This is a genomic window from Rhodococcus sp. 06-1460-1B, assembly GCF_002258475.1.
Classification (GTDB): Bacteria; Actinomycetota; Actinomycetes; order Mycobacteriales; family Mycobacteriaceae; genus Rhodococcoides; species Rhodococcoides fascians.
In genome coordinates this window covers 58,620-82,639 of sequence record NZ_NOYS01000037.1, presented here as the reverse complement: position 1 = coordinate 82,639, position 24,020 = coordinate 58,620, and the positions used below count along the sequence as shown (strand labels likewise).

The 24,020-nt window shown below is 64.1% G+C and carries 20 protein-coding genes and 2 tRNA genes; 3 read left to right on the top strand and 19 right to left on the bottom strand.

From position 1 onward, the window contains the following. Positions 1 to 3: 3 nt before the first annotated feature. Both CH268_RS22095 and CH268_RS22090 read right to left on the bottom strand, forming a co-directional pair. Positions 4 to 645 (bottom strand): aminodeoxychorismate/anthranilate synthase component II, encoded by a 642-nt coding sequence (locus CH268_RS22095; RefSeq protein WP_032371409.1) that lies wholly within the window; start codon positions 643 to 645, stop codon positions 4 to 6. 13 nt (positions 646 to 658) lie between these two features. Further along, entirely contained in the window at positions 659 to 1,405 is a 747-nt protein-coding gene (locus tag CH268_RS22090; protein ID WP_032367617.1) for a DUF881 domain-containing protein, read from the bottom strand. A 203-nt stretch (positions 1,406 to 1,608) separates the two neighbouring features. Between CH268_RS22090 and crgA the strand changes: the two genes are divergently transcribed. Both crgA and CH268_RS22080 read left to right on the top strand, forming a co-directional pair. Next, complete coding sequence (gene crgA, locus CH268_RS22085) at positions 1,609 to 1,872, top strand: cell division protein CrgA (RefSeq protein WP_027494985.1); 264 nt, start codon at positions 1,609 to 1,611, stop codon at positions 1,870 to 1,872. Between the two features lie 36 nt (positions 1,873 to 1,908). Continuing rightward, the gene (locus CH268_RS22080; RefSeq protein WP_094665899.1) at positions 1,909 to 2,394 is read left to right on the top strand and encodes a PH domain-containing protein; all 486 of its coding nucleotides are present in this window, start codon (positions 1,909 to 1,911) and stop codon (positions 2,392 to 2,394) included. Positions 2,395 to 2,612: 218 nt separating this feature from the next. Here the strand turns inward: CH268_RS22080 and CH268_RS22075 are convergent, their stop codons facing one another. Together CH268_RS22075 and CH268_RS22070 are read right to left on the bottom strand one after the other, a co-directional pair. Further along, positions 2,613 to 3,530: a rhomboid family intramembrane serine protease gene (locus CH268_RS22075; RefSeq protein ID WP_094665898.1), complete on the bottom strand. Its 918-nt coding sequence runs from the start codon at positions 3,528 to 3,530 to the stop codon at positions 2,613 to 2,615. 24 nt (positions 3,531 to 3,554) lie between these two features. Beyond that, positions 3,555 to 4,091, bottom strand: a complete 537-nt coding sequence (locus tag CH268_RS22070) for a peptidylprolyl isomerase (protein WP_094621787.1) — start codon at positions 4,089 to 4,091, stop codon at positions 3,555 to 3,557. Between the two features lie 82 nt (positions 4,092 to 4,173). Between CH268_RS22070 and CH268_RS22065 the strand changes: the two genes are divergently transcribed. Further along, positions 4,174 to 4,563 carry a hypothetical protein gene (locus tag CH268_RS22065; RefSeq protein ID WP_094665897.1) on the top strand — a complete coding sequence of 130 codons (390 nt, stop codon included), beginning with the start codon at positions 4,174 to 4,176 and terminating at the stop codon, positions 4,561 to 4,563. Here the strand turns inward: CH268_RS22065 and CH268_RS22060 are convergent. The 15 genes from CH268_RS22060 to dnaA all read right to left on the bottom strand — a co-directional run bounded on the left by CH268_RS22060 (position 4,552) and on the right by dnaA (position 24,019). Next, positions 4,552 to 6,183, bottom strand: a complete 1,632-nt coding sequence (locus tag CH268_RS22060; protein ID WP_094665896.1) for an alpha/beta hydrolase — start codon at positions 6,181 to 6,183, stop codon at positions 4,552 to 4,554. The genes CH268_RS22065 and CH268_RS22060 overlap by 12 nt on opposite strands. 122 nt (positions 6,184 to 6,305) lie before the next feature. Next, positions 6,306 to 7,301, bottom strand: coding sequence for a GGDEF domain-containing protein (locus CH268_RS22055; protein ID WP_255182474.1), 996 nt, complete (start codon positions 7,299 to 7,301; stop codon positions 6,306 to 6,308). A 196-nt stretch (positions 7,302 to 7,497) separates the two neighbouring features. Beyond that, the gene (locus tag CH268_RS22050) at positions 7,498 to 8,448 is read right to left on the bottom strand and encodes an acyl-ACP desaturase (RefSeq protein ID WP_032367964.1); all 951 of its coding nucleotides are present in this window, start codon (positions 8,446 to 8,448) and stop codon (positions 7,498 to 7,500) included. 417 nt (positions 8,449 to 8,865) lie between these two features. Further along, positions 8,866 to 8,938, bottom strand: a tRNA-Ala gene (locus CH268_RS22045). A gap of 190 nt (positions 8,939 to 9,128) precedes the next feature. Then, positions 9,129 to 9,202: transfer RNA gene (locus CH268_RS22040), tRNA-Ile, on the bottom strand. A 109-nt stretch (positions 9,203 to 9,311) separates the two neighbouring features. After that, entirely contained in the window at positions 9,312 to 10,688 is a 1,377-nt protein-coding gene (locus tag CH268_RS27980) for a DUF3566 domain-containing protein (RefSeq protein WP_176458023.1), read from the bottom strand. After that, complete coding sequence (gene gyrA, locus CH268_RS22030; protein WP_027494992.1) at positions 10,689 to 13,232, bottom strand: DNA gyrase subunit A; 2,544 nt, start codon at positions 13,230 to 13,232, stop codon at positions 10,689 to 10,691. It abuts the gene before it with no gap. Positions 13,233 to 13,297: 65 nt separating this feature from the next. After that, complete coding sequence (gyrB, locus tag CH268_RS22025) at positions 13,298 to 15,340, bottom strand: DNA topoisomerase (ATP-hydrolyzing) subunit B (RefSeq protein ID WP_027494993.1); 2,043 nt, start codon at positions 15,338 to 15,340, stop codon at positions 13,298 to 13,300. A gap of 255 nt (positions 15,341 to 15,595) precedes the next feature. Continuing rightward, positions 15,596 to 16,693 carry a PDR/VanB family oxidoreductase gene (locus CH268_RS22020; protein WP_441346995.1) on the bottom strand — a complete coding sequence of 366 codons (1,098 nt, stop codon included), beginning with the start codon at positions 16,691 to 16,693 and terminating at the stop codon, positions 15,596 to 15,598. Positions 16,694 to 16,725: 32 nt separating this feature from the next. Continuing rightward, positions 16,726 to 17,643 (bottom strand): metal-dependent hydrolase, encoded by a 918-nt coding sequence (locus CH268_RS22015; RefSeq protein WP_094665894.1) that lies wholly within the window; start codon positions 17,641 to 17,643, stop codon positions 16,726 to 16,728. 167 nt (positions 17,644 to 17,810) lie between these two features. Continuing rightward, positions 17,811 to 18,371: a DUF721 family protein gene (locus CH268_RS22010; RefSeq protein WP_045841531.1), complete on the bottom strand. Its 561-nt coding sequence runs from the start codon at positions 18,369 to 18,371 to the stop codon at positions 17,811 to 17,813. Further along, positions 18,368 to 19,600 carry a DNA replication/repair protein RecF gene (gene recF, locus CH268_RS22005; protein ID WP_048319005.1) on the bottom strand — a complete coding sequence of 411 codons (1,233 nt, stop codon included), beginning with the start codon at positions 19,598 to 19,600 and terminating at the stop codon, positions 18,368 to 18,370. The genes CH268_RS22010 and recF overlap by 4 nt, the downstream gene beginning before the upstream one ends. Then, positions 19,601 to 20,527 carry a phosphogluconate dehydrogenase (NAD(+)-dependent, decarboxylating) gene (gene gnd / locus CH268_RS22000; RefSeq protein ID WP_032407751.1) on the bottom strand — a complete coding sequence of 309 codons (927 nt, stop codon included), beginning with the start codon at positions 20,525 to 20,527 and terminating at the stop codon, positions 19,601 to 19,603. It lies immediately after the preceding gene. Between the two features lie 104 nt (positions 20,528 to 20,631). After that, the gene (gene dnaN, locus CH268_RS21995) at positions 20,632 to 21,816 is read right to left on the bottom strand and encodes a DNA polymerase III subunit beta (protein ID WP_027494999.1); all 1,185 of its coding nucleotides are present in this window, start codon (positions 21,814 to 21,816) and stop codon (positions 20,632 to 20,634) included. Between the two features lie 670 nt (positions 21,817 to 22,486). Next, a complete protein-coding gene (gene dnaA / locus CH268_RS21985) occupies positions 22,487 to 24,019 on the bottom strand; it encodes a chromosomal replication initiator protein DnaA (protein ID WP_027495001.1) in 1,533 nt (510 codons plus the stop codon). Position 24,020 lies beyond the last annotated feature (1 nt).

Below are 24,020 nucleotides of genomic sequence, written 5' to 3'. Positions count from 1 at the left end.
CGATCAGGCGAAGGCCTCGGCGACCTGCGCCTCCAGGGTTCCCACCAAACCGGAATCGGTGGGCATACCGCACACTGCGAGCCAGTTGGCCAGCATCCGGTGCCCGCCCTCGGTGAGGATGGACTCCGGATGGAACTGCACGCCGTGAATGGGTAGCTCGGTGTGCCTCATGGCCATCACCAGACCGGATTCGGTACGGCCGATGATCTCGAGCTCCGCGGGGATGGTGTCCTCGCGGACGGTCAGCGAGTGATAGCGGGTGGCCGTGAACGGCTCGCCCATCCCCTCCAGTACACCGACGCCGGTGTGATGGACGAGGCTGGTCTTACCGTGCAGCAGCTCCGGGGCCTTCTCGACCGTGGCGCCGAACGCGGCTCCGATGGCCTGATGGCCCAGACAGACACCGAGCAGCGGGGTTTTGGCCCGCGCGCTCGCCGAGACCAGGTCCATCGTGGCCCCGGCGCGCTGCGGGGTTCCCGGGCCCGGGCTGAGCAGAATGCCGTCGAACTCCGCGGCGACAGCGTCGCGATCGGCGAGTCGCTCGTCGTCGTTGCGCCACACCTCGACCTCGGCGTTCAACTGGCCCAGGTACTGGACGAGGTTGAAGACGAAGCTGTCGTAGTTGTCGACGACGAGAATGCGCATGTCGACAGCGTACTCAGCGCGGCTCCGCGAAACGCATGCGCACCGATTCGGTGTACGCCGGAACCGAGAGGTTCTGATAGGCTGCGACCTCGTAGCGGAGGCCATAGCGCAACGCATACTGCTCGTACAGCCGCACCCCGGGCTCGTTGTCCAGCGCCGCCCGCAGTCGATCCGGGTCGCCGAGAGCCGTCATCACGTACGGCGGACTGTACGTCCGGCCGCCCAGTAGCAGCGTGTTCCCGATACACCGCGGTGCCGACGACGCCACCAGACGCTGATCCTGCATCGCCATCGCCGACGCACCACCGGCCCACAGGGCGTTGAGGACACTCTGCACGTCGACCTGATGAACCACCAGGTCGTCCGGAGACGCGTCGGACGCATACGACCCGTCGGGACCGCGTGGAGCGTCGGCCATCGTCACCGTCAACCCCGTGCCGGACGCCTCCTCCCGGCCCGCCGCGTCCGAGAGGGCGTCGACCCGGGCCAACGCGTCGGCCACCTCGGAGTCGCCCGCCGCCGTACGCTGCTGGAGGAGATCGACCTGCTGCTCCAGCGCATCTCTACTGCGCAGCGCATCGTCGCTGCTTCGCTGGGCCGAATCGACCAAATCGGCGAGCCGTGTCGTGTCACCGCCCCGCAACTCGTTGCCGTCCGAAGCATGCCTCGTGGTTCCGAGCAGCAGACCGACCACAGCGCACACCGCCACAGCGAGCACCCACCATCGGGTCTCGGAGGAATCGGTCGATCGTCGTCTCACAGAGTGCTCGCCACTGTTCGGTAGGTCGGTGCTGCGCTGATCTGAGTTAGCGTGTACTACAAACCGGGTGGATGACCGCCACGGCTCTCCGGGAGACAATAACCTGGGGATGCACGCAACTCGATCGATCCACAGGTTGTCACCGTCAGTTGTCCACAGGCACGGCGCACGCCGATGACCGTCAAGAACACGAAGAGGACGCAATGCCGAAGTCGAAGGTACGGAAGAAGAACGACTACACGATCAACCCGGCCAACCGCACGCCGGTAAAGGTCAACGCCGGCCCGTCGCCGGTCTGGTACGTGGTCCTGATGCTCGGATTCATGCTGGTAGGGCTGCTGTGGCTGATTGTGTACTACCTGGCCCAGGAAGACATCTCGTTCATCGGCAACCTCGGTGCGTACAACTTCCTCATCGGATTCGGCTTCATGGTCGTCGGCCTCGTCATGACCATGCGATGGCGCTGAGAGCCGGCCGAGTTACACCCATGTCATTCATCCCCAATGTGGATAAACCCTGTGGATAACTTTCCCGACCATCCACAGGGTGTGTACGAGCACCGATGGGCGACGCCCGCCATAGCCGTCGGAGCGCTGGTGGCAGGCGGTATCGCACTCGCCATCGGTGCCGTCCTCGCCTCCTCGGACGCCGCCGGAACCTTCCTGGTCGGACTCGCCGCCGTCGGAACCTGGGTAATGGCAGCCCTCGCGGCCGCACAACGCCCCCGACTCGCCATCACACCCGACGGCTCCATGGTGATGAAACGACTCACCGGCACACGTACGTACTCGCGCGCCGACATCGTCCAAATCAAAGTGGTCCGCTACCCGAGACTGGGACGACGAGTGCCGATGCTCGAACTGGACGTCCGCGCACCCGACGAGGACGACGATCGACTCATCATCTTCGGTCGATGGGACCTGGGAGCCGACCCACGCGACGTGTTCGAGGTACTCGACACCTACGGTCTGGTGCCGCCGAACAACTGACCGCCCACCGTCCCCGACCCCCTCCGGGGGTACTCAATGTGACGTTCAGTGGCCTTTTCGGGGGTCAATGGCACATCTGGTGGACCAGTGAGCCGTCGCAAAGCCGCCGGACACCAGCCGGCAGCCCATGGTGATTGCCGAGCACGCGATCGGCATCACCGGGAGTCAATGTGACGTCCAGTGGCCTTTTCGGGGGTCAATGGCACATTTAGTGGATTTCAGAAGCCCATCTGCGCGCGGAGGTCGAGGACTCGGACCGCGATGGTGCCCAGGGCAATCAGGGCTACTGCGGCCACGGAGAGCCAGGCGAGGGATATCCCGGCACGAGGCTGCGCGCCGTTGCGGTTGGGTAGGAACACCAATCCGGCGGTGGCTGCCGCTCCGGCGACCAATCCGCCCATGTGACCCCACAGCGAGATGCTGGGGATGGAGATGCTGATGAAGATGTTCAGCGCGATCACGATCAGGACCGGGGTCGGGGAGCGCTTGAGTCGCAGCAGAATGACGGCCTGTGCGCCGAGCAATCCGAATACGGCACCCGACGCGCCGGCGGTGGCGGCGACGGGGTTCTCGAACAGCAGGACCGATGCGCTGCCGCCGAGCAGCGACAGGAAGTAGACGGCGAGATAGCGGCTGCGGCCCAGCACCAGTTCGACGTCTCGGCCGATGATGTAGAGGGCGAACATGTTGACCAGCAGGTGAATAGGTCCTATGTGGATGAACCCACTGCTGAGGAGGCGCCACACATCGCCGTCCGCGACCAGCAGGCTGTTCAGTGCCCAGGCGTCGGCCAGCGAGGATCCGCGGAAATTGCTCAGGAGGTCGCCGGATTGAGCGGCGGTGATGCCGAAGATCACGACGTTGATCGCGATCAGCGCGAAGGTCAGGGGTGTCTTGGTGGAGCGTGTCATCGGCGCGCCGGCGACCGTACGCGCGGTCCGGACGTTCTTGTTGCCGTCGCGCACACAGTCGACACAGTGTTGCCCGACCGCCGCGGGCTGCAGGCACTGTGGGCACGCGGGCCGGCCGCATCGAGAGCAGGCCAGGCCGGTCGGGCGATCGGGATGTCTGACGCACACCGACTGGGGTGGGTTGGGCTGGTCGCCGTACGCGCCACCCCAGCCGGGGTTTGTCATCGTGTAATTCCTTCTACAACCGAATCAGGCGATGGTGATGCTGTTGATGACGACCTCTTCCACCGGGCGATCGCCGCGGCCGACCTGCGTGCTCGAGATGGCGTCGACGACCTTCTTGGACGCCTCGTCCGTGACCTCACCGAAAATGCTGTGCTTGCGGTTGAGGTGCGGGGTCTTGCCGGTGGTGATGAAGAACTGCGAGCCGTTGGTGCCGGGGCCTGCGTTGGCCATCGCCAGCAGGTACGGGCGGTCGAAGGAGAGCTCCGGGTGGAACTCGTCCTCGAACTTGTAGCCCGGTCCGCCGGTGCCGGTTCCGGTCGGGTCGCCGCCCTGGATCATGAAACCGTCGATGACGCGATGGAAGACTGCGCCGTCGTAGAACGGTCCGGTCTTGGCACCCGACGCGTTCTGCGTCGTGTATTCCTTCGACCCGTCCGCGAGACCGACGAAGTTCGCGACGGTCTTGGGGGCGTGATTGCCGAACAGTTCGATGACGATGTCGCCGCGGTTGGTGTGCAGCGTTGCCGTTTGGGTCTTGTTTGGTGAAGTCACGCTCACCATCGTGCCATCTCGAGCGACCGGGTAGTTCACAGGTGGTGTATCGGGAGGGTCGATCGGGGCGCTGTTGTGGAACAGTGAGGGCATGACGAGCACAACGAAAACCGAGCGGGTTCACTCCTCCACCGGTACGGCGGCGTCGACGCTGCTCGGTGCCGCTTCCGTCGTGAGCAAGGGCCCTGCCGGAGTGGGCCTGTTGCTCGCCAAGCGCGGCTACGGTCTGGCGCGTAAGCAGGCTGCGCAGCGTCGCGCGGCGACTGCCGAGCGAATTGCCCGGGCCGATCTGACCAAGGCAGCTATCACGACTGATCGGACGCCGGGAAACAAGCGTCGCGTACTGGCGCTCGGAGCTGCCGCTGTCGTCGTCGGAGGTGTCGTGTCCTACCTCAGCCGTCGCCGCCACGAGGTGCCGCCGCCCGCAGATACGCCGCCCAGCCTGGTCGATTACGAAGACGAGTCGACGTCACAGGTATAGAAGCTTCTGTAGTAGATCGAACAGGCCCGGCCGGGGCCTGGTTTCTGCATCGTCACCCCGGCCGGCGACGACCAGCGCGACGTTGTGTTCGACGCTCGAACCGTCCGTGAGGTAGTCGCCGTGACCTGTTGTGCCCGGACGCCCGTCGCCCTCGTCGGTCGCCAGTTGGGTCACTCCATCGAGTGTGCCGGGATCGCGACCGAAGGCACCGATGTCGGCAACGATGTCCCCGCGCGCCTCCGCCGCGAAAATGTGACCGTCGGGAACCTGTAGGTCGGTCACACTGTCGGTGCCGAGGCCAGGTGATCCGAGGGCCACGAACTCGTCGACGCCGGTGCTTTCGTGCAGGGCAGCGGCTGCGGTCAATGATCCGTACGAGTGTGCGAGCACCGACAGATGTGGATCGTTCGACCGGGCCGCATCGAGGCCCTCCAGAAAGGGCACCAATCGCGTCGCCCCTGCGTGCGCTGCTGCATCGGATACGACGGTCCGATCGGGATCGAGCAGGCCCCATCCCAGCTGTGGTGCCTGGTAGTTCATCCACGTCACGGCTGCGACGGTGGGCGGCGGATCCTCCGAAAATGTCTGCTCCACAGCATTTTTGAGATTTTCCAGGTCGCCGTCGTAACGTACCGCGTCTCCGTGGACGGTCGAGCCGAGGCCGGGTACGAACACCGCCACGTGTGTTGCCGTGTCGACGTCACCCACCGCGATCGCGGCAGTGGTCTCTGCATACGTCGAATTGTCCAGCGCCAACAGTTGCCTGTCACCCTGCGCCAGAATGCTCTCGATCGCGTCGAGCGAACTCAACCGCGTTCGCGTCTGTTCCAAGCCGGCGTCAGCATCACTGAAAAGTCCTCCGAAAATGTTGTCCTGCAATTGGTTTCCGAGTTCACCCGCCACAGCCTGCAGTCGGACGCGCTCACTGGCCAGTACACGGCGGTTCGCGGAATCTCGAACTCGACCCGGTAATCCGTCGAGATTGCCGATGAGAGCCGGGTGCTCGACGAGCAGTCGAGTGCGCTCGGCGGGCGAGAGTGCGCTCCAGAACGCCGCATTCGTGGCCGGGCTCCCATCGACCGGCACTTCCGATACCCCTGCTGTTCTCACGCTCCCCGGTGAGATGTCGCCGGCGAGGCGTCGGGCAAGGTCGTCGTCGAACGCGGTCGCGGCTCGCATCAGTTGGGTGATGCGTTCGGCCAACTCGGTGCAACGGCGACGGCGATCGCGAATGGTCGACAACAAGTTTTGCTGCGCAACCGAATACGACGTCAGCACGTCGGTCACCGAACCGTCGCGTCGAATATCGAAGTGCTCGCACGCGGCGTTCGATTCCAGAGCGGTCAGCGCCGAGACGAGTCCGGCCATGTCGATGGCCGCCGGAGCGGTGCACAGCGCTACCCGCAGTAGCTCCGTCGCACAGTCCCCCACCTGTGCACGGAGAGCTCCCATGGCATCTCGGTATGCCGTTGCCGCGGGGCCCTGCCATCCGTCGTCGACGACGGTCTCCAGCAGTGAGCTGTGCACGGCGGTCAATTCACGCCAACTGTGCATGAACTTATTCGAGACGGCGGTCAGCGCCTGACTGTCCCATGATCTGACGTCATCGAGCGTGACCATCGCAATCCCCCCGCAGAGTTGTCGTCGTACTCGACGAGTCAACGTCAGCGAGACGGTGCAGCGAGGAATCTATCCCCAGGCTGTGGATGAAATCTGGGGATGACGGGCATATCGGTGTATCGCTACACGATTCTGCGTACCGGCCCGCGATGTCCGTCGCCGGGCTCGGTGGGGCGAGACGCCTTCGGGGGACGACTCCGCTTGGCGCGGTACAGGTCTGCGTCTGCAGCGCGGTAGATTTCACCCCACCGGCGGCCGGCAGGCATACACGCCAGACCGACGCTCCACTCGGCTCGATGGGATCGGCGCAAGCCGTCGATGACCTGCCAGGCTTCGGCCTCGAGAACCCCTGGCATGAACAGGACGAATTCGTCTCCGCCGAGCCGGCCCAGAACATCCCGTTTCGTCAGTTGCCCCTTCCACGCCTTCGAGACGCGAGTGAGCAACACGTCGCCGGCAATGTGGCCGTACTCGTCGTTGATCTCCTTGAAGTTGTCGAGATCGAGCACCGCCAGACTCACCGTCAGACCACGAGCGGCGCACGCGGGCAACATCTTCTCGATCTTCGACTCGAAACCGAATCGATTGAGCAGGCCCGTCAACGCATCATGAGTGGCCGAATACCGCATTCGACGCGCGAACACCCCGAACACTTCCGTTGCGCCGACGATGCCCAGGGCGACCAGAATGTAGCTGATGAAGGGCGTGCCGTAAGGGGCGACAGCGGCACCCACGACCGCAGACACGGCCAGCACCGCAACCCATATTCCAGCGTCGCGCTCGGACCAGAACGCACCGATGTGCATGCCGAGGAACATCGCCGCTTGCACACAGATCAAGAACGCGGGCATCGTGTTACTACTGCCCAATGCACAGGCAAGCGCGCCCACCGACAGAGCGGTGGCGATCCCGACCGCATGCTTGGGACTCGGCGCTCCTGCCCGGGCGAGAACAACGATCGCCGCCGGCCCCAGAACCACTGCGAGCGCGGCGAAGAGCTGCTGCGGGTTGGACAGGTCCGACCACGATGCAATGCCGTTCGCGATGTAGAGAACCGTGGTCACCGCGGCGAATACCGCCAGCATCCGGCCGGACTCGTCGAACCTGAATCTGCTCACCAGCAGACACCGTCGACTACGCGTGACGCCTCACCGAGGCACGCAACGAACCGGACACCACCGCTCACGCGATTCCCCCCAGGCACCATCGGCCCTCCCCACGCACTACGACCATCGCCTCATCGGGCCCACCCGTGACCGGACTCTAACACCTCCGAGCTTCGATCACGACCCGCAGCAGCGATTCCGTAGCAGGTCAGGACGCTTTCTCGGCCCGCGCTGCCTCCCGCGCCAACAGGCGATCGCGTGATTCCTCGAACTTCGTCGCCTTCGCCTCGAGATCCTGGACGAATGCGGCCAGACGATCGCGATCGCGTTCGCCCTCACCACTGAAGTCGTTGCGCTCGAAGATGTTCCATTTCCGCAACACCGGCATCAGCACCTCGTCCAAATGCTGGCGGAGATCGTAGATCCCGTGCTTCGCCAGGATCATGGCGTTCTTGCGGAAGTTCGGCATGTTGAGTCCCGGCATCTGAAAGTCCGTCGCGACATCAGCGATGGCACGGACCATCTGGTCCGGGACCAGGTCGAGCGACGCCTCGCCGAGGTTCCGGTAGAAGATCATGTGCAAATTCTCGTCGGCGGCCACCCGGGCCAGCATTCGATCGGCGATCGGGTCACCACAGGCCAGACCCGTGTTGCGGTGGGACACGCGCGTCGCGAGCTCCTGGAACGTCACGTACGCCACCGAATGCAAGAAGTTGGAGCCGTCCATGGGGGCATCGACTCCGACCGTCATGTGGTGCATCCGAGCCCGCTCCAGCTCGACCGGGTCGACGGCGCGTGTGACGACCAGATAGTCGCGCATCACGATCCCGTGACGGTTCTCCTCCGCGGTCCAACGGCCCACCCAGGTGCCCCAGGCTCCGTCCAACGAGAAGTTGTCGGCCAGACCGCGGTGGTACGACGGCAGATTGTCTTCGGTCAACAGATTGGTGATCATCGCTGTGCGAGCCAACTCCGACAACGACGACTGCTCCAGCGACCAGTCCTCTCCGCCCATGGCCGCAAAATTGCGACCCAGATCCCACGGCACGTAATCATGCGGATGCCATTCCTTCGCCATCGACAGATGGCGATTCAGGTTGGCTTCCAACGTGCCGTCGAGTTCGGTCAACAGCTCTTCATGATCGAGAACACGCGTCATCTGTGGGGCTCCTCCGAGAAATATGAGACGCCCGAACCGAAGACCGATCCGAGACGCCGAGATCGAACGACGGCACACCCCCCTGCGGTGCGCCGTCGCGACCTGTCCCGTCGATCCGAGAACCGACGCTGCTGTACCCGAAGAACGCTAGGGACCGCGGACGTGATGCGAAACGAATCGAACAATGATCTGGATATCTGGGCACCGATCTCGACAGCGGTTGGTCCGAGTCACAACAGCGGTCGATGCATCCCTGCCACCCGGCGGGACTCGATGTCACGTTCGGTGGACTTTTCGGGGGTCAATGTCACATCTAGTGGACTTGGGGTGAGCGGCAGTCGAGTGGACTTGGGGTGAGCGGCAGTCGAGGGGGGACACGAAAAAGGACGCCCATCGGAATGGACGTCCTTTTGATTGTGGAGCCTAGGAGATTCGAACTCCTGACATCTGCCTTGCAAAGGCAGCGCTCTACCAACTGAGCTAAGGCCCCGGGTGTTGCTGTCGAACGTGCACGAACTTTACACGTTCTCTCCGAGCGATTGTCACCCGGTGGAGATGCTGTGCCAGACGCCTTCCGAGCTGCGCGTGGAGCGCACCTTCGATACTGTCAGCACTGCGATCACCACCGAAGCAACAAGAAGAAGGATTTTCACGTCCTGCCTCTTTTCGTTCGTTCGGTGTGGGCCTAGGAGGACTTGAACCTCCGACCTCTTCCTTATCAGGGAAGCGCTCTAACCGCCTGAGCTATAGGCCCTCGATACTGCTTCGGGCCGAAGAATTGCTCTCCTCGAACCGAGGGATGAGATTACCGTATCGGGCCGCTGTCTTCCAAAACGGCCCGATACGGCAGTCGTTCGTGCTGGTCAGTCGCGATCTGCCAGCGTCACTTCGACGCCGCCGACCAGGTCCGACGACAGGTTGTAGATGAAGGCCCCGATCGTGGTGAGTGCGGTGAACAGTACGACATTGATCACACCGATCACTGCGGCGTAGCCGAACACCTGACCGGCGCTGACGAGTCCGCCGTCGCCGGATTCGTTGACGATCTCGGTGAAGGCACTGTTGAGTCGGTCCCACACACCCATGCCGTCGAGCACGGCGTACAGCAGGCCGACGGCCACCATCCACACGAAGAACAGCGACACTGCGATGACCAGTGCGATCTTGAGCGTCGACCAAGGATCGATCTTACGAATCTGGATCGTCGCCCGCAGAGGATCGCCGTCCGCGCTGGGTACCGCCGTGATGGCGGTGGGGGCTGCGCGATCGGCTGCCGTCGGCTCGGGATGCCGGGTGGCGGACAGATCCGGCATGTCCTTCGCCAGATCCTTGCGCTCGATGTGCCGAGTCGGTCCGTCGATCACGGCCGCCTTCGACCGCGCTGCCTCGCGTCGTTCGGTCTTGTCCTCACCCGATTCACGCTCGCCCGATTCACGCTCACCCGATTCGCGCTGGCCCGGCGCTGCCGAGGCGGCTGCAGCTGCCGCTGTCGAACGATCGAACTCACCTGTTGCCGGCAGTGCGGTGCCGCGCCCGGACAGGTTCGTCTGAGGTTGGTTCTGGGGCTGCTGACGGTCGTCGGGCCCCTGCTGTGCCGGACGCTGGCCGGGGCCGCGCTGCCAGGGCGGAGTGCCGGAACCGCCCTGCGGGCCGTCTCCGCGTTGAGTCGGTATCGCCTGGGTCGGTGCCGGAGCCTTCGACTCGGCCGACCCCTCGGCGACCGGCGCAGCGTCATTTGCGGGACGCGGCGGCGATGCGGGACCGGACGGTCCCTGACCCTGCGGCGGCTGGCCGTTGGCGGGGCGACCGCCGTCGGCGTTTGCGGTACCCGGCTCACCGGGCCGACCGTTGGCCGCCTGGGGCGGGCGAGACTGAGCCGGTCCCTGCGGTGCCGGTCCCTGCTGAGGTGCTCGCGGCGGCGGTCCCTGAGGTGCCGGCTGACCCTGAGAACCCGGCTGACCCTGCGGTGCCGGTGGGCGCTGCGGCGGCGGTCCCTGCGTCGGACGAGGCGGGCCGGCCGGACCACCTTGTGCCGGGCGTGCCGGTGGCCGAGCACCCTGCTGCGGTGCCGGTCCTCGCCCGGCCGCGGGTGCCGGACGCGTCGCCGGCTGGGGGCGACTTCCCGGTCGGGCACCTTCTGGAGGTGCCGGACGCGATGGCTGCTCGGTCTGCGCAGCGTCCCTGCTGTCCGGTCCACCCGTGGGGCCGGGCCTGCTGCCAGGCCGGTTGGGAGTGCTCACTTACGACTCCTTCGGTGCATCGTCTTCGGGACCTGCTGCGTCCGGTTCGATCTCGTCGGCGTTGCGCGCTATCGCGAGCAGTGTGTCGCCTTCACCGAGATTCATCAACCGCACGCCCTTGGTCTGTCGGCCGGCTTTCCGAACCTGCTTGGCAGCGGTCCGGATGACGCCACCACTGGACGTGATGGCATACAGCTCGTCCTCGTCGTCGACGATGAGAGCTCCCACCAGCGTGCCACGCTTGGGGTCGTACTGGATTGTCAGTACTCCCTTTCCGCCGCGGCCCTGCTGCGGGTAGTCCTCCATCGCGGTGCGCTTGGAATAACCGCCCGACGTCGCGACCAGCAGGAACTTGTTCTCGCTGACCACGTTGAGCGAGAGCAGCTCGTCTTCGCCGTTGAAGCGCATGCCCTGGACACCGGAGGTGGCGCGGCCCATGGGTCGCAGTACCTCGTCGGTGGCAGAGAATCGGATCGATTGGCCTTGAGCCGAGACGAGCAGCAGGTCGTCGTCGGACGACGCCAGAACTGCCCCGACCAACTCGTCCTCACCGCGGAGGTTGACAGCCACGATGCCGCCGCTGCGGTTGGAGTCGAAGTCGGTCAGACGCGACTTCTTGACCAGACCGCCCTTGGTGGCGAGCACCAGGTAGGGAGCATCTTCGTAGGTCTTGATCTGGATGACCTGCGCGATGCGTTCGTCGGGCTGGAACGCCAGCAGGTTCGCGACGTGCTGTCCGCGCGCTGTGCGGTTGGCCTCGGGCAGCTCGTACGCCTTGGCCCGGTAGACGCGTCCCTTGGTGGTGAAGAACAGGATCCAGTCGTGCGTCGAGCAGACGAAGAACTTGCTGACGATGTCGTCCTGCTTGAGGCCTGCTCCCTGCACGCCCTTGCCGCCGCGCTTCTGCGACCGGTACAGATCGGTTCTGGTGCGCTTGGCGTATCCGGTCTCGGTGATCGTGACGACCACGTTCTCCCGGGCGATCAGATCTTCGTCGTTGACGTCGCCGTCGGCAGCGATGATGCGCGTGCGACGGTCGTCGCCGAACTTCTCGACGATCTCGGCCAGCTCGTCTCGCACGATCTGACGCTGACGCTCCGGCTTGGCCAGAATGTCCTGCAGGTCGGCGATGGTGCGTTCGAGTTCGGCCAACTCGTCGATGATCTTTTGGCGCTCGAGGGCTGCGAGGCGCCGCAGCTGCATGTCGAGAATTGCCTGCGCCTGGATCTCGTCGATGTCGAGCAGATCGATCAAGCCCTGCTTGGCGAGATCGACCGTCTGCGACGCACGGATGAGGGCGATGACCTCGTCCAACGCGTCGAGCGCCTTCACGAGGCCGCGCAGAATGTGGGCCCGCTCCTCGGCTCTGCGCAGGCGGTACCGCGTACGACGAACGATGACGTCGAGTTGGTGAGTGACGTAGTACCGGATCATCTGATCGAGCCGCAGGGTGCGCGGCACGCCGTCGACGATCGAGAGCATGTTGGCACCGAAGCTGGTCTGCAGCTGCGAGTGCTTGTAGAGGTTGTTGAGCACGACCTTGGCGACGGCGTCGCGCTTGATCGTCACGACGATGCGCATACCGACGCGGTCCGAGGACTCGTCGTCGATCTTCGAGATTCCGGACAACTTGCCGTCGCGGACCTGCTCGGCGATCGAGGTGATCAGGTTGTCGGGGTTGACCTGGAAGGGCAGTTCGGTGATGACGATCGTCGTGCGACCGTTGGAGTCCTCCTCGATCTCGACGACGCCGCGCATGCGGATCGAACCGCGGCCGGTCGAGTACGCATCCTGAATTCCCTGGCCGCCGACGATGAGTCCGTGGGTGGGGAAGTCGGGACCCTTGACGCGTTCCATGCAGGCCGCGAGAGTCGCTTCCTCGTCGGCCTCGAAGTTGTCGAGAGCCCAGAACACCGCGTCGCCGAGTTCACGCAGGTTGTGCGGCGGAATGTTGGTGGCCATACCGACGGCGATACCGTTGGAGCCGTTCATTAACAGGTTCGGCACACGCGACGGAAGTACCGTCGGCTCTTGGGTTTTGCCGTCGTAGTTGGGGATGAAGTCGACGGTTTCCTCGTCGATGTCGCGCAGCATCTCCATGGCGAGCGGGGTCAGACGCGCTTCGGTGTATCGCATGGCGGCGGCACCGTCGTTGCCGCGGGAGCCGAAGTTGCCCTGGCCGTCGACCAGTGGGTACCGCATCGACCACGGCTGAGCCAGACGCACGAGCGCGTCGTAGATCGAGGTGTCGCCGTGGGGGTGGTAGTTACCCATCGTTTCGGCAACGGGCCGTGCGGATTTCACGTAACTACGGTCGGGACGGAAGCCCGAGTCGTACATCGCGTACAGCACACGTCGGTGCACCGGCTTGAGACCGTCGCGGACCTCGGGAAGCGCGCGGCCGACGATGACGCTCATCGCGTAATCGATGTAGCTGCGCTGCATTTCCTGCTGGATGTCGACCGGATCGATCCGGTCGCCGCCCTCGGCGTTGGTGGTCGAGCCCGGCGGGGGCCCGACCGGCGGTTCGGTGATGTCAGACATAGAAGATCTCCTCGAAAACGGTCGTCGGACGCACCGACACTGAGTGCGGTGCGTCCGAGAAACGACTAAACGTCAAGAAAGCGAACATCTTTCGCGTTACGCGCGATGAAGCTTCGGCGGGCGGACACGTCCTCGCCCATCAGGACGCTGAACAGTTCGTCCGCGGCCGCGGCATCGTCGAGAGTGACCAGACGAAGAACTCGCACTGCCGGGTCCATCGTGGTTTCCCACAGCTCCTTGGCGTTCATCTCGCCGAGGCCTTTGTAGCGCTGGACGCCGTCCTCGACGTTGATCTTGCGCTTGTTGGCGATACCGGCCTCGAGCAGACCGTCGCGCTCGCGGTCGGAGTACGCGAAATCCGGTTCGCCGCGGCTCCACTTGAGCTTGTACAGCGGCGGCATGGCCAGGTAGACGTGACCGTTCTCGATCAGCGGCCGCATGAACCGGAACAGCAGGGTCATCAGCAGGGTGGAGATGTGCTGGCCGTCGACGTCGGCGTCGGCCATCAGCACGATCTTGTGATAGCGCAGCTTGGCGATGTCGAACTCGTCGTGAATGCCGGTGCCGAACGCGGTGATGATCGACTGGACCTCGTTGTTCTTGAGGACGCGGTCGATGCGGGCCTTCTCGACGTTGATGATCTTTCCGCGCAGCGGCAGGATCGCCTGGAACATCGAGTCACGGCCGGATTTGGCCGAGCCGCCGGCGGAGTCGCCCTCCACGATGTAGATCTCGGACTTGCTCGGATCGTTCGAGCGGCAGTCTGCGAGCTTGCCGGGCAAGCCACCGATATCGGTTGCGCTCTTGCGCCGCACCAACTCTCGCGCCTTACGCGCGGCCATGCGGGCCTGCGCGGACGAGACCGCCTTGTTGATGATGGTCTTGGCATCGGCCGGGTTGGACTCGAACCAGTGCGAGAGGTGCTCGTTGCACGCCTTCTGCACGAACGAGCGAATCTCGGTGTTGCCGAGCTTGGTCTTGGTCTGTCCCTCGAACTGGGGCTCCCCGACTCGCACCGAGATGACGGCGGCGAGGCCTTCGCGGATGTCGTCGCCGGTGAGCTTGACGTCCTTTTCCTTGACCAGTTTCTTCTCGATGGCGTACTTGTTCACCGTCGACGTCAGCGCAGTACGGAAACCCTCTTCGTGGGTACCGCCCTCGTGCGTGTTGATCGTGTTGGCGAAGGTATGCACCGATTCGGAGTAGCCGGCGTTCCACTGCATCGCGATCTCGACCTCGTGGCCCTCACCCTTGCCGGTGAAGCCGACGACCGAGTTGTGAATCGCGGTCTTGGTGCGGTTGATGTGCTTGACGAAGTCCACCAGACCGTCGGGGTAGTGGTACGTCCGCTTACGAACCTTGGCCGGCTTCGCGTTGGCGGCGTCGGCCTGCTCTTCCTCGGCGGTTTTCGGTGCCTCGGCGGTCTCGCCGAGTTCTTCCTCGGTCGCGTCGGTGGCCGCGACTCGCTCGTCGGTGAAGTTGATGGTCAGTCCCTTGTTGAGGAACGCCATCTCCTGCAGGCGACGGTGCACGGTCTCGAAGCTGTAATCGAGGGTCTCGAAGATCTTGCCGTCGGCCCAGAACCGGACCGTGGTGCCGGTCTCCGTGGTGTCGCCGACGGTCTCGAGTGGGCCGGGCTTGGCGTAGTCGTAGGTCTGCTTGTAGCGGTGACCGTCACGCGCGATCTGCAGTTCGACCTTGGTCGAGAGTGCGTTCACGACGGAGATACCGACGCCGTGCAGACCGCCGGAGACGGCGTAGGAGTCGGAGTCGAACTTGCCACCGGCGTGCAGCTGGGTCATGACGACCTCGACGGTGGGAACACCGGAGGAGTGCATGGCGACGGGGATGCCGCGGCCGTCGTCCTTGACCTCGACGCTGCCGTCTTCGTGGATGGTGACGTCGACGGTGGAGGCGTAGCCGGCCATGGCCTCGTCGACGGAGTTGTCGACGACCTCCCAGATCAGGTGGTGCAGGCCTCGTTCACCGGTGGAACCGATGTACATACCGGGCCTCTTACGGACTGCTTCCAGGCCCTCGAGGACCGTGATGGACGAAGCGCCGTAATCCTTGCTGTTCTCACTGTTACCTGACTTCTGGGCAGCCACGGTTAGCTGGTTCTCCTTCTACGCGTCCACTACCCCGCTCACACCTGCTGTAGGTGCTACCGCAGGGTCGGCACGGTCGTTTCCGCCGTGCTCGGTCCATGCGTTTGTTCCGGGCTTGATGTCGTACCGGTCCATAGTACTGGGTGGCTGCGACAGCATGGGGACGATGACACCCCTAAAAGGCCCCTGATTGCTTCACAGGCGCATTTTCTCGACATCGGACGACAAAGATGAAGGGTAAAACCGGCGATTCGGCTACAGATCTAGGACGATCCGTTCTCCGTCCGACCGCGAGACACAGATCAACATCTCGTGCCGCTGCTCCTCGGTCGTCAACCGATTCTCTCGATGCTGCGGTGTTCCGCTGAGCACTCGCACCCGGCACGTGCCGCAGAAACCCTGCTGACACGAGTACGCGACATCCGGCCTGATGCGTCGAATGGCATGCAGCGCAGTCTCTTCCGCACCGACCGACAGAATTTCGCCGGAATCGACGAGCTGCACCTCGAATTCCGTCCCGTTCTTCACCGGCGGCGGTGAGAAGCGCTCGAAGTGCAGATGCGTGGCCGGGAGGGCGTCGAACGAGGCGCGAACGAGGTCGATCATCGGCGGCGGACCACATACGTAGACCGAACCGCCGGGGGCCGTCGAGCCCAACAGATCCATGCTCGACGGCATGCCGTCCACGTCGTCGGTGCGCACGGTGACCCGGGCGGGATCCCAGCCCTCGATCTCGTCGAGAAACGGCATCGACTCGCGGGAGCGGCCGCAGTAGACGAGGTGCCAGTCCATGCCCAGATCGTGGGCACGGCGCACCATCGAGATGATCGCGGTGATGCCGATTCCACCGGCTACGAATACTGCCTGTTCGGACGGTACGAACGGAAACCCGTTGCGCGGCCCCCTGATCGACACCGCAGTGCCGACCGTCAGCGCGTGCATCTCTGGAGATCCGCCGCCGCCGTCCGGCACGAGTCGTACTGCGATCGAGTACGTGTCGTCGCCGGGCAATCCGCACAGGGAGTACTGCCGTCGCCGACCGGACGGGAGGTAGAAATCCAAGTGCATTCCCGGTGCCCACGCCGGCAGAGCCGACCCGTCGGCGGCGGCGAAAGTCAGCTGGACGACCTGTTCGTCGATGCACAGAACGTCACGGGAGACCAGTGTCAGTTCTCGGGTACGCGCGACGGGAGGCGCCGCGAACGAGGCGTCGTACTCACCGTTGTCGAGGAGGGCGAACCACTTGTCCAGTGCATCGGTGACCAGCGAGACCGTCTGATCCGGCTCGTCACGCCCGTACAGATTCTGTGGAATCGTGCGGCCTACTCGGAACGAGTCGACCTTTCGAGCCATCGCGTCGAGCCTGCTCCGCAACGTGCGTTTGGTCATCGATCAGCGGACCGCGCCGCCGGCGAGGTGGCGAGATACTGCACGGCCTGGGCCGTCGAGCCTTCCTGAGACGGGTGATATGTGCTCTTGAAGTACCGCAGGGACGCCTTGACCATGGACATCGGCGTCGGAAACAGACCGGCCTTGGCGACCCGTCGGAATTCCCGGAACGACGGCGTGCGCTCCTTCGGCGACAGATGCGCCAACGTCGGATCCTGGCTCATGAGGTAGCGCACGCCGCGCGTCCAGAACCAGACGAGAGTGGGTGCAATGACCACGTAGGTACGGATACGCCGGGCCGGCCGAACGTCGAAGTAGCGCATCACCTCGTACGCCACCGAACGATGCTCCACTTCTTCGGCACCGTGCCACCGCAACAGATCGAGCATGACCGGATCGACGTCGGCTTCGTCGAGCTCCTTTGCATTGAGGACCCAGTCGCCGAGGAACGCGGTCAGATGCTCGGCGGCTGAGATCAAGGCCAGCCGCTCCACCAGGCTGTTCTGGCCGTGGCCCGAGCGATTGCCGAGTGCGCGTCCGAACAGGAACTTCATCTGGTCGACGTACGGATCGACATCGATGCCGTGGGCCCGAAGCTGATCGTGGACCTCGGTGTGGGCCTGTGCATGCATGGCTTCCTGGCCGATGAAGCCGATCACGTCGTCGCGCAACTGATCGTCGTGGATGAGCGGCAACGCCTCTTTGAACGTACGCACGAACCACTCCTCGCCCTCGGGCAGAAGCAGGTGCATCACGTTGATCAGATGGGTGGCCAGGGGATTGCCGTCCATATAGTGCAGCGGCAGAGTTTCCCAATCGAATTCGACGTTCCGAGCGTGCAGAACCACTCTGTCTTCGGGGGTCCCATCGACGTCGACCGCCGTTGTCGACGCCTTCTTCGTAGGTGCAGACACAACTTCTCCTCGTCCGATGGCCGCATGGAACAGTATTCGGTCCCCCGACCGTTGCGTGTCCCGAATCACGCTACGCATACCAACTGTCTCACAGCAACACTGCCCCCAACATCTGTTGAGGATCACCTGGACCAGGGGCTACGTCGAACGCGCATTGGGAACAGTCACTATCCGTAGGTGTCCCGCGGACCACGACCTTTGACATGGCGCTCGCCTTTTCGCCAGCTCTGCGTCGTCGGCCCGGTGATCCGAAGCGACGTCACCACACCGTGGCCCACCGCCGCCGCGATCTTCGCCAGAATCTGCGACTGCATCAATCGAAGCTGCGTCGCCCACGCAGTCGACTCGGCGGAGATACTGAGCACTCCGTCCTTGAGGCCGGTGGGGTCGGCGTGTGCCGAGATGTCCTCACCGACGACGCTGGGCCACCGCCCCAGCACGGCACCCTCGGATACCTTGGCCGACCAACCGCGTTTGGACGCGATCGAATTCGCCAGTGCGCCGAACGCCTGCGGATCTCGATCGTCGGGGCCCGCCCCCGACCAACCCCGTCGTCGACGCCCCCGCAGTGCCCGGACACCCCCGGTCGGTGACGAACGACCTTGACCGACCGACTTGCCGCTCGCCTTGGCCGCAGCCCGGGCATCTTCGAGGGCCCGCCGAGCAAGGTCGACGCCCTTCAACTCCGGCTGCTCATCCGGTGCCGATGAGTTCGTGTCGTCGCTCATGACACCTCACTCTCCGACGTCGACAGCTCGGTGATGGTCGAAATACGGCCTGCCGCACCGGAATCGGATCCCTGACGTGCCTCGACACCGTAGCGTCGTGCATCGAGTTCGGGTGGCACGTCCTCGGGAACCGCGGCGGTGATCAGTACCTGTTCCGCGTCGGCCGCGACCGCCGCCAGGGCCGTGCGCCGCTTGCGGTCGAGCTCGGCGAACACGTCGTCGAGCATCAGGACGGGGTCGGTCCCGTCCTCGCGCAGCAACGAAAAGGAGCCGAGCCGAAGAGAGAGTGCGTACGACCACGATTCACCGTGGCTGGCAAAGCCCTTGGTGGGTCGGTCGCCGAGCATCAGTTCCAGATCGTCTCGATGGGGCCCGACCAGACACACCCCACGTTCGATCTCTCGCTGCCTCATCACCGAAAGCTGGTGTAGAAAAGCAGCTTCCAGCACGTCGACGTCGTCGGACTCCGGTGCTCGGCCGGCATCGGAGAATTCCGGCGGCAGTGCCTCGGCGAGACTGCAGCGATAGGACAACGTGGCGAGCCGCGATTCCGGCGCGATCGACTCGTAGGCCTGCTGCACGAAGGGCATCAGCTCGTGTACCAAAGATATTCTGGCCGACAGCAATCGGGCACCGTGGGCAGCAAGATGGCCGTCCCAGACATCGAGCGTGGCCAGAGCGCTCGAGCCGTCGGTGGACGACGAGCCTCGGCGCAACGCCCCGCTGGCGGTCTTGAGCAGTGCCGACCGCTGACGCAGCACCTTGTCGTAATCTGCACGCACAGCGGCCATTCGAGGAATTCTGGTGGTGAGCAGCTCGTCCAGATACCGCCGGCGCTCGCTCGGGTCGCCGCGCACCAGAGACAGGTCCTCGGGTGCGAACAACACACTCTGGAGTACACCCAGAATTTCTCGTGGCCGACGCAGCGGAGACCTGTTCATCCTCGCCTTGTTCGCCTTGCCCTCGAGCAGTTCGACGTCGATGATCAACTCGCGTCCGTGGTTGACCACGGCGCTCCCGACGAACGCGGTGGACGCACCTGCCCTGATCATGGGCGCATCGGTCGAGACCCGGTGCGAGGACAGCGTCGACAGATAACCGAGTGATTCCAGCAGGTTGGTCTTACCGTGTCCGTTGGGCCCGACGAACACGGTCGATCCCGGGCCCAGGTCGACGATGACGTCGTCCCAGGACCGGAAATCGTGAAGTTGCAAAGACCGGACGAACACTTACTCGGTGTTCTTCGGCGCGGGTGCGCGCAGTGTCTCGTCCGCATCCGCCTTCTTGACGGCATGCCCGCCGAACTGGTTCCGCAACGCCGACACTGCCTTCATGGCAGGCGAATCTTCTTGTCGCGAAGCGAATCTCGCGAACAGAGCTGCGGAGATGACCGGGGCTGGTACGGCATGCCGAATGGCCTCCTCGACGGTCCATCGACCCTCGCCGGAGTCCTCGGTGTATCCCGAGATCTCACTGAACTCCGGATCCTGACCGAGTGCCTCGACCAACAGATCGAGCAGCCACGACCGCACGACGGTGCCCTTGCTCCAGGCCCGCAGGACGCCCTGCACGTCCTGCACCAATTCTTCGGCCTCGAGGATTTCGTAGCCCTCGGCGTACGCCTGCATCAGACCGTATTCGATGCCGTTGTGCACCATCTTCGAGTAATGCCCGGCACCGACAGGTCCGGCGTGGACGAATCCGTCCGCGCGTTCCCCTTCCGGACGCAGGGCGTCGAAGATCGGCATAGCGCGTGCAACGTGCTCGTCGTCGCCGCCGACCATCAGGCCGTAGCCGTTCTTCAATCCCCAGACACCGCCCGAAACTCCGGCATCGATGTACCCGATTCCCTTGGCGTCCAACAGTTCTGCGTTGGGCTTGTCATCGGTGAAACGTGAGTTTCCACCGTCGATCACCAGGTCGCCCGGTTCGAGAACATCCCCGAGCCCAATGATGGTGTCCCGGGTGATCTGGCCGGAGGGCACCATCACCCACACCACTCGGGGAGCGGTGAGGGATTCCGCGAGACCGGCGAGTGACGGGGTGTCCGTCACCTCGGGCCTCGGGTCGTAACCGATGACCTCGTGGCCGTGCTCGCGCAGCCGCTCGCGCATGTTGAAGCCCATTTTTCCGAGACCGACCAAGCCCAGCTGCATGAGGAAGCGTCCTTGTCTGTGTCAGGTGTAATTCCGGTCGAGCGGGAGTGGAGCCGGCGGAACGACTCGTACGATCCCGCAACTTCAACAGTAACCAGGCAGGATCAGCCCGGCAGCCTGACCGGCATCAACAGATAGGTGTATTGGGACTGAGGCGCCGCGAACTTGCCGGAATCGTCGGGCACCAGCTCCTCGTCCGACGTCGGACGCAGCACTGCAGGCCGACTCGGAGTGGTGAAACCGAACGTGACCTTCTCGCTGTGCAAGGAGGACAGGCCGTCGATGAGGTACCCCGGGTTGAACGCGATGGTGAGCGCCTCGCCCTGGAAGTCGGCCGGCAGAGCTTCCTCGGCGCGGCCGGCATCGTCGCCGCCTGCCGAGAGCAGCACACCTTCGGCGTTGAATTCCAGACGCACCTGCGCACCGCGTTCGGCGACGAGTGCCACGCGCTTGATGGCCTCGACCAGCGGCGCGATCTCGAGTGTTGCGACGGCGGTGTGCTCTGCCGGGAGCAACTGACGGAACTTCGGGAATTCCGCATCGAGCAGACGAGTGGTCGTGCGGCGCCCGTCGCTGACGATTCCGAGCAAACCGTCGCTCCCGATGGAGGAACCCGAACCGAGAGCGAGCTCGACGGGCGAACCCGCGTTGCCGCCGAGAGTCTTGGCCGACTCGGACAGGGTCTTCGCCGGAATCAGCACTGCGGTGGTGGTGTCGGCGCCGGCGGGAGTCCAGTCGACCTCACGAACCGCCAACCGGAATCGGTCGGTCGCAGCCAGCACGACGTTGGTGCCGTCGATCTCGACACGGATACCGGTCAGCATGGGAAGCGTGTCGTCCTTGCCCGCCGCAATGGCGACCTGGGCAATGGCCTCGGAGAAGACATCACCGGCCAGCGAACCGGTGTTGCTGGGCAACTCGGGTAGCTGAGGATAGTCCTCGACCGGCATCGTCGGCAGCGAGAATTTTGCGCTTCCGCAGTTGACGAGAACACGAGTCCCGTCGACGGTGACGTCGACGGGCTTGTTCGGCAACGACTTGGTGATATCGGCAAGTAGCTTGCCCGACACCAGAACTCGTCCTGCGGTGGCCACTTCGGCCGACACCTTCACCTGGGCGGAGACCTCGTAATCGAAGCCCGAGACCGTCAGACCCTGTTCGTCAGCGGCGAGCAGAACGCCACCGAGAACGGGAACGGGCGGCCGGGACGGCAGGCTGCGGGCCACCCACGCCACGGAATCGGAAAAATCTTCACGAGCAACGCGAAACTTCAAACTTCCAAGCTCCATCGCTCGGCATTTCCTCTCGTTCGGGGCATTCGTGTGCACAGTCGAGCGGTGCGACCACGATCGTCGCGGCTCCAACCGATGCAACGACGAGTCTGGCACATCCAGCGCAAGCACACCGTATGCCCTTCGAGACGAAGTTGAAAGCTCGGGCGAGGCCGCGAAGGTCACCGATGCGGTCGTCGGAAGGGGGCTGTGAACGGATCGTTCCCCAACACCTGTTTTCAAAGAAGTTCTTTCAAGGAGAAAACAGAAGTATTAATAGGTCCTGTGCAATCTGTGCATGGAGCCCTCGCGACGCTGGTGGCTAGGCGTGGTGTCGTGGGGATGAACTCGGGACCAATCTGCGGTTGACGGACGGCTGCCTGTGGACCAATCGCATCGGTGCACAGGCGCCCACATTCCATCCCCAGAAGTCGACGGTTGTCCACATGGTTATCCACAGGTGTGAATCAATGGTCGACGGCTTCGAAATGTCATCCGATTCGGCCCAGAATCGGCCCGGATTCGGCGCGGAATCGACCCAGATTCGATCCGGAATCGACTGGAGATCGTGTTCGATCGACGCCCGAGTCGAACCGAAGCGGCAGCGATCACCGACGAAAACGGCGACGGCGCCGACCCCCGCGATGGGAATCGGCGCCGTCGCCGTCGTTGCCGAAGGACTGTGGAGCTATCGCTTCGAGCGCTGCTTGATACGCGCCGTCAACTCCTGGACCTGGTCGTAGACCTTGCGACGCTCGGTCATTTCCTTGCGAATCTTCTTGTCCGCGTACATCACCGTCGTGTGATCTCGGCCGAACGTCTGACCGATCTTCGGTAGTGACAGGTCGGTGAGCTCTCTGCAGAGGTACATCGCTATCTGCCTGGCCATGGCCAATGCCCGGGCCTTACCCGGCCCGCACAGGTCCTCGATGGAGGTGTCGAAGTATTCCGCGGTGACGGCCATGATCGTGGCCGCGTTGATCTCCAAGCTGGACGAATCGGGAATCAGGTCACGTAGGACGACCTCGGCGAGGGTGAGGTCGAGAGCCTGTCCGTTCAACGAGGCGAATGCCGTCACGCGAATGAGGGCGCCTTCGAGCTCGCGGATGTTGCGCTCGATGCGGCTGGCGATCAGCTCCAGGACGTCGTGCGGCACGTCGAGTCGGTCCATCCGAGCCTTCTTGCTCAGGATGGCGATTCGCGTCTCGAGCTCCGGTGGCTGGACGTCGGTGATCAGGCCCCACTCGAAGCGGGTACGCAGCCGCTCCTCGAGGGTCGCCAACTGTTTGGGTGGTCGGTCGGACGAGACGACGATCTGCTTGTTGGCGTTGTGCAGCGTGTTGAAGGTGTGGAAGAACTCTTCCTGGATACCTTCCTTGCCCTCGATGAACTGAATGTCGTCGACCAGCAGCACGTCGGTCTCCCGGTAGCGGCGCTTGAACGCCACCTTGCGGTCGTCACGGAGACTGTTGATGAAGTCGTTGGTGAATTCCTCGGTGGAGACGTACTTGACGCGCATGCCCGGGAACAGGCGCTGCGCGTAGTGCCCGGCCGCGTGCAGCAGGTGCGTCTTGCCCAGGCCCGACGCCCCCCACACGAACAACGGGTTGTACGCCCGGGCGGGTGCTTCGGCGATGGCGACCGCGGCGGCGTGCGCGAACCGGTTGGAGGCGCCGATCACGAACGTGTCGAAGGTGTACTTCGAGTTGAGGCTGTTGGCACCCGACGACGGTGGCGTCGACTCCGGTGGTTTGGTGAAGTACGTCGGCCACGAGTTCTGGACGCTGGCGAGGGCTTCCCGCTCGTCGTCCACTTCCTCGTAATCGGCGGTCTCGGAGTCCGACGGCTCGTCGTCTCTGCTGGTCAGGACGCGGCGCCGGTACGTCGGGGAACTCACGGCATCGGGATACGTCGAGCGCTCGGTTTCGAGCTTCTCGTCCTCGGGAGCGGAGATACGAACGCCGAGACCTTCGACACCCTGTCCCAGATGACGCCCCAGAGCTCCCAGGATGGGTTCGCGCAGGTCACGTTCGATCGCTTCCTGAGCGAAGGTCGACGGGACGGCGAGCAGAGCGAAGCCCTGAGTCAACGTGAGCGGTTTGACCAGCGCGAGCCAGGCCTTCTGGCCCTTGGTCAGCGGCGACCCACTGTGTCGGTCGGACGTCAGCTCCGCGACTACCTCGGGCCAGATGCGCGCAAGCGCATCCGGATCGTCGTTCACG